General features: G+C 70.1%; 6 protein-coding genes. All 6 read right to left on the reverse strand.

From position 1 onward, the window contains the following. Positions 1-182 precede the first annotated feature (182 nt). The 6 genes from LCE31_RS31950 to LCE31_RS31975 all read right to left on the reverse strand — a co-directional run bounded on the left by LCE31_RS31950 (position 183) and on the right by LCE31_RS31975 (position 8,190). Positions 183-977: a class I SAM-dependent methyltransferase gene (locus LCE31_RS31950; protein ID WP_225020618.1), complete on the reverse strand. Its 795-nt coding sequence runs from the start codon at positions 975-977 to the stop codon at positions 183-185. A 91-nt stretch (positions 978-1,068) separates the two neighbouring features. Continuing rightward, positions 1,069-1,974 carry a dTDP-4-dehydrorhamnose reductase gene (rfbD, locus tag LCE31_RS31955; protein WP_225020608.1) on the reverse strand — a complete coding sequence of 302 codons (906 nt, stop codon included), beginning with the start codon at positions 1,972-1,974 and terminating at the stop codon, positions 1,069-1,071. An 88-nt stretch (positions 1,975-2,062) separates the two neighbouring features. Continuing rightward, the gene (rfbB, locus tag LCE31_RS31960; RefSeq protein ID WP_225020610.1) at positions 2,063-3,049 is read right to left on the reverse strand and encodes a dTDP-glucose 4,6-dehydratase; all 987 of its coding nucleotides are present in this window, start codon (positions 3,047-3,049) and stop codon (positions 2,063-2,065) included. Then, positions 3,046-4,113 carry a glucose-1-phosphate thymidylyltransferase gene (locus tag LCE31_RS31965; protein WP_225020612.1) on the reverse strand — a complete coding sequence of 356 codons (1,068 nt, stop codon included), beginning with the start codon at positions 4,111-4,113 and terminating at the stop codon, positions 3,046-3,048. The genes rfbB and LCE31_RS31965 overlap by 4 nt, the downstream gene beginning before the upstream one ends. Before the next feature lie 313 nt (positions 4,114-4,426). Next, on the reverse strand, positions 4,427-6,541 hold the full coding sequence (locus tag LCE31_RS31970; RefSeq protein ID WP_225020614.1) for a hypothetical protein: 2,115 nt from the start codon (positions 6,539-6,541) through the stop codon (positions 4,427-4,429). Positions 6,542-6,690: 149 nt separating this feature from the next. Beyond that, a complete protein-coding gene (locus tag LCE31_RS31975; protein ID WP_225020616.1) occupies positions 6,691-8,190 on the reverse strand; it encodes a bifunctional cytidylyltransferase/SDR family oxidoreductase in 1,500 nt (499 codons plus the stop codon). Between the last annotated feature and the right edge of the window lie 560 nt (positions 8,191-8,750).

Consider the following 8,750-nt stretch of genomic DNA (forward strand, 5'->3'; position numbering starts at 1 on the left):
AGTCGGCGGCCAGCTGGGTCTTGCCCACCCCGCCGGTCCCGGTCAGCACCTGGGTGAGCACGGCGGTGCCCCCGGCGCCCGCCCCCCCCCCGGCCCCCGGGGGGCCGGGGGGGGGGGGGGGGGGGGGGGGGGGGGGGGGGGGGGCCCCCCCCCGGGGCCCCCCCCCCCCCCCGGCCCGTCGGTCAGTTGCCGACGGCTTCGATCCGCTTGCGGATCGGCGTGAAAGCGGAACGCGACTTGCGAAGATCGCGGGCGCGCGAGAGGTCGCTCCAGAAGCCCGCGCGCAGGAGCGCCTCGGGGGAGACGGCCGTCTTGCGCGTCAGGGTCGCCTCCGGGACGTCCTGCGGGTCCTGGACCACGTACTCCTTGAGGATCGCGTCGTAGTTGTGCTTGAGGACCGTGCTCGACGGGTCCATGCCGAAGACCACGAGGACGCCCGTGGGGGCGGTGTCGACCTCGACGACCGTGAGGTCCGGGCGGAAGCGCCGCAGGACCTGGGCGACCTTGTAGACGTCACCGGTCCAGGCGTCGGTGTGGCGGTCGCGGGCGGCCTCGTCCACGTTGCGGGGCAGCATGTCGTCGAAGACGACGACGCTCGACCACTGCGCGTGCTTCTCGACGTTCATGAAGTCGCGCAGCGCGTACTCGAAGATGTGCATGCCGTCGATGAACGCCAGCTCCAGCTTGGGGTCGCCCCCGAACATCGCCATCGGGTCGCGGCGCGCCAGCGCGCGGAACGGGTTGCGGCCCGGCCGCAGGTGCAGGAACGGGTCCTTGCGGGCGAAGAAGTCGTCGCTGGTCTGCTTGACCAGGTGGACATCGCAGGCGATCTCCGTCACGACCTTGAACGCCGGATCTACGGCGACGGACGGGACGCGGGACAGGGTCAGGCTGCGGCCGTCGTTGACCCCGATCTCGAAGTAGTTCCGGGGTTTGTACACACGGTGCAGTTGGCGGAGGAAGCCGTGGCGGTCCACTGTGGAGCCCTTCACTGAGAATCACAAAGATTTGCCTTGATTCCCAGCGAAGTTAGTCGCTCTCCGGACGGCTCGTAAACTCCCGCACCCGCTAATTTGCTGTGGATGTCGTGCCACGTTCAACGGCGAGCAGTGCGGGAAAGGCGTCTTCCAGGGCATCGCGCCAGCTCCGCAGGGGTGTGAGGCCGGCGGCGGCCCACCGCTCGTGGCCGAGAACGCTGTAGGACGGCCGGGGGGCGGGGCGCACGAATGCCGCACTCGTCGTGGGCCGCACCCGCTCGGGATCGGCGCCGAGCAGCCGGAAGATCTCCCTGGTGAGGCCGAACCACGTCGTCTCGCCCGCGCCGGTGCCGTGGTAGACGCCGGCCGGCGCGGTGCCCGCGAGGGCGCCGCGGCCGAGCCGCGCGAGCAGCCCGGCCAGGTCCACCGTCCAGGTGGGCTGGCCGCGCTGGTCGTTCACCACATCGAGGGTGTCCTTGACGCCTTCGAGGCGGATCATCGTGCGGATGAAGTTGCCGCCGCCGGCTCCGTAGAGCCACGCCGTGCGCACGACGTACCCGGTCTCCGGGAGGGTGGTGAGCACCGCGCGCTCCCCCGCCTCCTTCGTCCTGCCGTAGGCAGAGCGGGGAGCGGTCGGCGCGTCCTCTGCGTAGGGGGCGGCCGCGTCGCCCGCGAACACGTAGTCCGTGGAGATCTGGATGAGCACGGCGCCCGCCGCCCGGCAGGCCTCGGCGAGGACCCGCGGGCCCTCGCCGTTGACGGCGAGCGCCTCGTCCTCCTTGGCCTCGGCGTCGTCCACGGCCGTCCAGGCGGCGCAGTTGACCACCACGGACGGGCGGTGCGCCGCGCACGCGGCGCGCCCGGCCGCCGGGTCGGTGATGTCGAGCGCCGCGCGGTCGAGGCCCGTGGCGGCGTCCCCGTCCGCCGCGAGTCTCGCCAGCAGATCCTGGCCCAGCATGCCGCCCGCACCGGTGACCAGCCAGCCGCCGCCGTTCATCCATCGCTCCCGTTCGCTCGGGCGCCGGCCGGACGCCGGCGCCGCCGTTGTGACGCTGTACGGCCCCGCCGGGCGGGCCCCGCCCCGCTCAGAGCGCCGCGCGCTCCTTCAGCGGCTCCCACCAGGCGCGGTTGTCGCGGTACCAGCTCACCGTCTCCGCGAGGCCCGCCGCGAAGTCCTTGCGGGGCTCGTAGCCGAGCTCCCGGCGGATCTTCGAGCAGTCGACGGAGTAGCGGCGGTCGTGGCCCTTGCGGTCGGTGACGTACTCGACGCTGGTGTCCCAGTCGGCGCCGCACGCCTCGAGCAGCAGGCCGGTCAGCTCCTTGTTGGACAGCTCGGTGCCGCCGCCGATGTTGTAGACCTCGCCGGCCCGGCCCCGCGTACGGACCAGCTCGATGCCGCGTACGTGGTCGTCGATGTGCAGCCAGTCGCGGACGTTGCCGCCGTCGCCGTACAGCGGGACCTTCTTGCCGTCCAGCAGGTTCGTGATGAACAGCGGGATGACCTTCTCCGGGAAGTGGTGGTGCCCGTAGTTGTTGGAGCAGCGGGTCACCCGCACGTCGAGGCCGTGGGTGCGGTGGTACGACAGGGCGATCAGGTCGCTGGACGCCTTGGCCGCCGAATAGGGCGAGTTGGGCGCGAGCGGGTCCGTCTCCGGCCAGGAGCCCGTGTTGATGGAGCCGTACACCTCGTCGGTGGAGACGTGCACGAAGACGCCGACGCCGGCCCGGTGCGCGGCGTCGATCAGCGTGTGCGTGCCGACGACGTTCGTACGGACGAACTCGGCGCCCCCGTCGATGGACCGGTCCACGTGGGACTCGGCCGCGAAGTGCACCACCTGGTCGTGCTCGGCCATCAGCTTGCCGACGAGCTCGGGGTCGCAGATGTCGCCCTGTACGAAGTCGAACCCGGGGTGCTCGCGCACCTCGTCGAGGTTGGCCGGGTTGCCCGCGTACGTCAGCTTGTCGAGGACCGTGACGGAGACGCCGCCCGGGCCCTCGGGGCCCAGCAGCGTGCGGACGTAGTGCGAGCCGATGAAGCCGGCGCCGCCGGTCACCAGAATGCGAGTGGTCATGACGAGATCTGCACCTTGCTGTGGTCGCCGAGGACGAGGCGGTGGACGGACGGGTTGCGGGGGGCCGGCGTCACTTCGACGTCGCGGCCGATGAGCGAGGTCTCCACACGGCGTACGCCGCGGATCGAGGAGTTCCGCAGGACGATCGAGTACTCGATCTCGCTGTCCTCGATCCGGCAGCCCTCACTCACAGAGGTGAACGGGCCGATGTAGGCGTCCTTGACGACGGTGTCCCTGCCGATGACCGCGGGGCCGACGATGCGGCTGCCGGTGATCGTGGCGCCCGCCTCGATCCTGACCCGGCCGACGATCTCGCTCGCCTCGTCCGCCGTCCCCTCGCAGACGGGCTCGACGCTCTCCAGGACCAGCCGGTTGACCTCCAGCATGTCCGTGACGTTGCCGGTGTCCTTCCAGTACCCGGAGATCGTGGTGGAGCGGACGTCGCGGCCCTGGTCGATCAGCCACTGGATGGCGTGCGTGATCTCCAGCTCGCCGCGCCAGGACGGCTCGATCTCGCGCACCGCCTCGTGGACGGCGGGCGTGAAGAGGTAGACGCCGACGAGCGCGAGATCGCTCTTGGGCTCCTTCGGCTTCTCCTCCAGGTTGACGACCGCGCCCGTGGTGTCGAGTTCCGCCACACCGAACGCGGTCGGGTTGGGCACCTTCGTCAGCAGGATCTGCGCGTCGGGGCGCTCCTCGCGGAAGCCCTCCACGAGCCCGGTGATCCCGCCGACGATGAAGTTGTCGCCGAGGTACATCACGAAGTCGTCGTCGCCGAGGAACTCCCGCGCGATCAGCACGGCGTGGGCGAGTCCGAGCGGCGCGTCCTGCTGGAGGTAGGTGACCCGGATGCCGAACCGCGACCCGTCTCCGACCGCCTCGCGGATCTCCTGCGCCGTGTCCCCCACGATGACGCCGACCTCGGTGATCCCGGCCTCCGCGATGGCTTCGAGCCCGTAGAACAGCACGGGCTTGTTCGCCACCGGGACCAGTTGCTTGGCCGAGGTGTGGGTGATGGGCCGCAGGCGCGTGCCAGCGCCTCCGGAAAGTACAAGTGCCTTCACTTTGCGTATCCCCTGCCGACACGATGATGCGGTACGGGCCTGGCCCGACGGTCCGACTCTACCCACGCGGGAACCCCGCCCGGCGGGGTTCCGGCGCCGCGCGGACCGCGGATCAAGTGACCGTTCATGTCGCCGTAAGACATGAGACAGCCGCTCGCGGTTGCACGGAAGGGCGAGTATGAGACATGGCGTGGGTCACGTCGCGGAGGGTGGCCGCGGCGGTGCTGTGGACGATGCGCGGGGGTCCGGCGGATCTCCCGCCGCACCCCTGCGCGTTTCTTCACTTCTCCTCCGCCGGCGCCCGGGGCCGCCTTCAGCCGCCCACGGGCGAGTCGTGCGCGTCGCGCTCGGTGTCCCCCGGCTCGGGCGCGGAGTCGTCGAGCCCCGCCGCCTCCTCGGAGTCCTCGAGGCGCCCCGCGACGCCCGTGTTGCGGGCCTCGGCCTTGACCGCGAGCGCGTCGATGGCGGCGTTGAACTGCTCGATGGAGGTGGGCTTCTCCGGGCCGAGCAGGTACTGCTTCAGCTCCGAGCGGCGCGCCTTGAGCCGGTCCGCGGACGGGTCGGTGACGGCGGACAGCAGTTCGTCGAGTTCGTGCGCGTCGTTGGAGAGGATGACCGCGGCCCGCACGGCGGTGTTCTGCCGCCGGAACTCGGCCACGCCGATACCGGCGGAGTCGGTCACCGCGTACGGCTTGCCGCTCGCGATGAAGTCGGACACCACGCTGGAGATGTCCGAGACCATGGCGTCGGTCTCGTTGAAGCAGTCGTAGAGCTTCGGCTCCGCGCCCGTCACGGTCCTGTGCTCCCACCAGCCGAAGGAGCGCCAGTAGGCGTCGTTCCACTCGGTGCGCAGCCGCTTCGTCTCGTCCAGGCGCTCCTGGTCGGCGACCGAGAGGCGGGACACCTCCGCCTCGTCGCCGCCGGTCCTGCCCGAGGTGGCGAGCCCGGCGAGCCGCGCCTCGACGCGTGCCAGGGTGTCCGCCGCCTCGCGGTGTCCCGCGCGCGCCTCGGCCGCCTCCTTGACCCAGCGGGGTTCGGCGGCGCGGGTGGCGTTGGCGGCCTCCAGTATGGCCTCGATGCGCTGGTGTACGGCCTTCGCCTTCTTGTCGCGGATGCCGGTGAAGGGGTGCGGCTTGTAGATGACCCGTACGGGCGACGGGGCCTTCAGCAGCCTCTTGACGATGTTCTCGCCGGCGAGCAGCAGGGAGGTGTTGCCGGGGTTGTCGTCCCAGCCCTCCCAGGTCGGCGCGTAGAGCACGGTCGGTACGGGGTTCTTCGGCGCACCGCTCCAGGACTGGATCGGGGCCAGCTGGGGGCGGCCCACCTCCACGATGTCGTCGTCCCTGACGCCGACGTCGGCGAGCGCGTACCGGTCGCGCCCGGCGCGCCCCGCCGTCCACACCTCGTCGTAGACCTTGGAGTACGGGTTGACGCTGGCGAGCTTGTCGCTGTCGCCGTGGCCGATGAAGACGTGCTTCATCGTGGGCACGCGCAGGAGGTGGATGTTCTTGCCGACGTTGGCGGCGTAGAGCGCGACCCGCACCGTGGACAGGTCGAGGTTCATCAGGTTCGTGCCGCCCGGCACGCAGATCACCGGCACCGACGTCGGCGCGAGCTGGGCGGTGATGCCGCGCTCGCGCAGGATGATCAGGGGCCGCTCGACCTCCTCCATCGCCTCAAGCCACATGTTGACCTGGTAGGCGGACTCCTTGGAGCCGGAGAAGTACAGGACGGTCCGCGGCCGGTAGGAGCGCAGCCAGGTGTCGAGCGCCGCGAGGACCCGCGGAGCCGCCGGAACGATACGGCGCTTGCTCAGGCTGGGGGCGAGCACGAGGATGTACAGGGCGCCGAGGCCGGTGGAGACGGCTGCGCCGAGGTATCCGTACAGGAAGGTGCCGCCCGCGGCGGCGGCGAACACGCCGACCTCCATCGGGAGGTCGAGGTGGAGCATCTTGGCGACCGACTGCGCCATCAGGAACCGCGGCGGGGCGTTCGGAATCCGGAGGGCGCTCAGGTCGATGTTGCGGGTGACGACCGGCATCGACCGGCGCTTCCTGATGAGGGTGACCAGGGCGCCCTGCACGGTGTTGAGCGCGTAGAAGACCAGGAAGCCCGCGACCGCCACGTACATCAGCGAGGCGCCGGCCAGGTGCAGCCGCGCGAGCAGCAGGATGAGGAGGAGCTGGCGCGCGAGGAACCGGATCGCCACGCCGGCCCGGACCTTTTCCAGACGGTTTATCAAATAGCTGCCGCGTTGGTGCAGGTAGCGGTCGGCGATATAGGTGACGGCCGCTGCCACCGCGAAGAACCAGACGTTCGGAATCAACGCGGCCAGCATCACGCACGGATAACCCAGTCCCATGAGGACTGCCGCGGCCAGCTCGGACCCGCTGCCCACACGGGCCAGTCGAATGGCGGTCGAAATCACGGAGAACCTGCTCCAGAGGGTTGCCGGTTATTTCACGATGTATCGGAAAAGTGAAGTGGAACTTCACGCAGTCGGGCCTCCGGGTCCATTCGCCGGCGCAGCCGAGCGATTGACCGAGAGGCCCGATTAGTGCAACTTGTCAATGATTATTACACATCGCCATGCCGGTCCAGCACGGCGGCCAGCGCCTGCTCGAACCCGGAGGCCGACGACGCCCCGGCCGTCGGGTCCTGCTGGCGTACGTCGATGACGTGCCCGGTCAGCTCCGACAGCAGCACGTCGAGCGACGTACGGGCCACGGCCTCCGAGGACAGCAGGCTGCCCGCGGGTTCCTCACCGAACGCCTTGGTGCGCATCGGCGTCGCCGTGCGCTCCGGGTTCACGCAGTTCACCCGGATGCCCTCGCCGGCCCACTCGTCGGCGAGCGCCTGGGTGAGGTTGACCATGGCGGCCTTCGTCGACGAGTACAGGCTGTACTCGGCGCGTCCCCGCGTGTAGCTGCTGGACGTGTACAGCAGGAGCTGGCCCTTGCTCTCCACCAGGTACTTGTACGAGGCGCGGGCGATCTGGACCGGCGCCAGGTAGTTGACGTTGAGCGCTTCCTGGATGGTGGCGGTGTCGGTCTCGGCGAGCTTGCCGATGCGCAGCACACCCGCGGTGTTGACGACGTAGTCGATGCGGCCGGTGTCGGCGTACGCCTTCGACAGCGCCTCGTCCACCTCCTCCGGCTTCTCCACGTGCGTACCCGTGGTGGAGCGGCCGAGCGCGTACACCGTGGCGCCGTACCCCTCGGCCATCTGCGCGATGTCCGCGCCGATGCCGTAGGAGCCGCCGAAGACGACCATCGTCTTGCCGGAGAGCAGATCGCGGTACGCGGCCTCGTCGGCCTGCGCGGGCGCCGCGGTGGAGGCCAGCTGGAACAGCTTGTCGGCGATGAAGACGTCGACGGGCTGCGTGACCTTCATGTTGTACTCGTCGCCCGCGACGACGTGCACCGGAACGTCGGGCAGGTACTTCAGCACGACGGAACAGTCGTCCGTCGCCTGGAAGTTGGGGTCCTTCGCGGCGGCCTCGTACGCCCTGCGGATCGTGGAGAGCTTGAAGGCCTGCGGGGTCTGCCCGCGGCGCAGCCGGGAACGGTCCGGGATGTCCGTGATGAACTCGCCGTCCTCCCCGTGGGTGCGCGTCACGATGATCGTGTCGGCGGAGGGGATGGCGACGTCCACGGCCTGGTAGCGCTGGAGCGCCTCGACGCAGTGGGTGATCACGTGCTGCGACAGCAGCGGGCGCACCGCGTCGTGGAAGAGCAGATTGCGGTCCTCGCCCTCCGCGAGCCCCTCGCCGAGCACCTCGATGGCGCGCTCGGTCGTCTCGTTGCGCGTCCCGCCACCCTCGATGACCTTGCTGACCTTCGTGAAGCCGGCCTTGGCGACGATCTTCTCCACGTCCGGCACGAACCCGGGCGCCATCAGCACGATGATGTCGTCGACGCTCTCCGACTGCTCGAAGATCGCGAGGGTGTGCTCGATAACAGCCTTGCCCGCGATCTTCAGAAGCTGTTTCGGAATCGACAGGCCCACCCGCTGGCCGGTGCCACCGGCAAGCACGACTGCCGTGGTCGGAGTATGGGCATCACGCGGCACAGACACAGAGCAACCTACCTAAGACGATGGGGGCAGCGTGATGGTTGCACTCTGCGTGACCGCCACGCAAGGCGCCGGAAAGGTGAGAGACACCCCCGGTACAGCCGCTGTAAACCATCAGCCATCTGGGAAAACCACGCGGACCCGGCACGCCGGAGCGGTAGCCGGTGTTCCATTTTTCATACTGTTCTCATGCGAGACACGCCAAAGCCCTGTACTTTCCACGCAATCTCCACAGCCCGGGATCGCGGAATGTCCACAGGGAGGCGCACATCACTCCTGCGAGGGTCACCACTCGGCTACACCCCTCACGCGTCAGATCCAAAAGCTTAACAAAAGAGAAAGCCTCGCGGACACAGAGCGTAGCGCCCGGAAACACATGGTCACCCGGGTATCAGCCGCTTGCCGCCGCCTCGCCGCCGTCCTGCCGCGGTGCCGCCCCAGCTCCGGCGGGAAACGCGGGGCCGGGGGGGGGGGGCCCCCCGGCCCCCCCCCCGGCGGGGGGGGGGGCCCCCGCCCCCCCCGCCCCCGCGCCGGGGGGGGGCGCGGCCGGCGGGGGGGGCGGG

This window comes from Streptomyces sp. 8L (genome assembly GCF_020176795.1).
Taxonomy (GTDB): Bacteria; Actinomycetota; Actinomycetes; order Streptomycetales; family Streptomycetaceae; genus Streptomyces.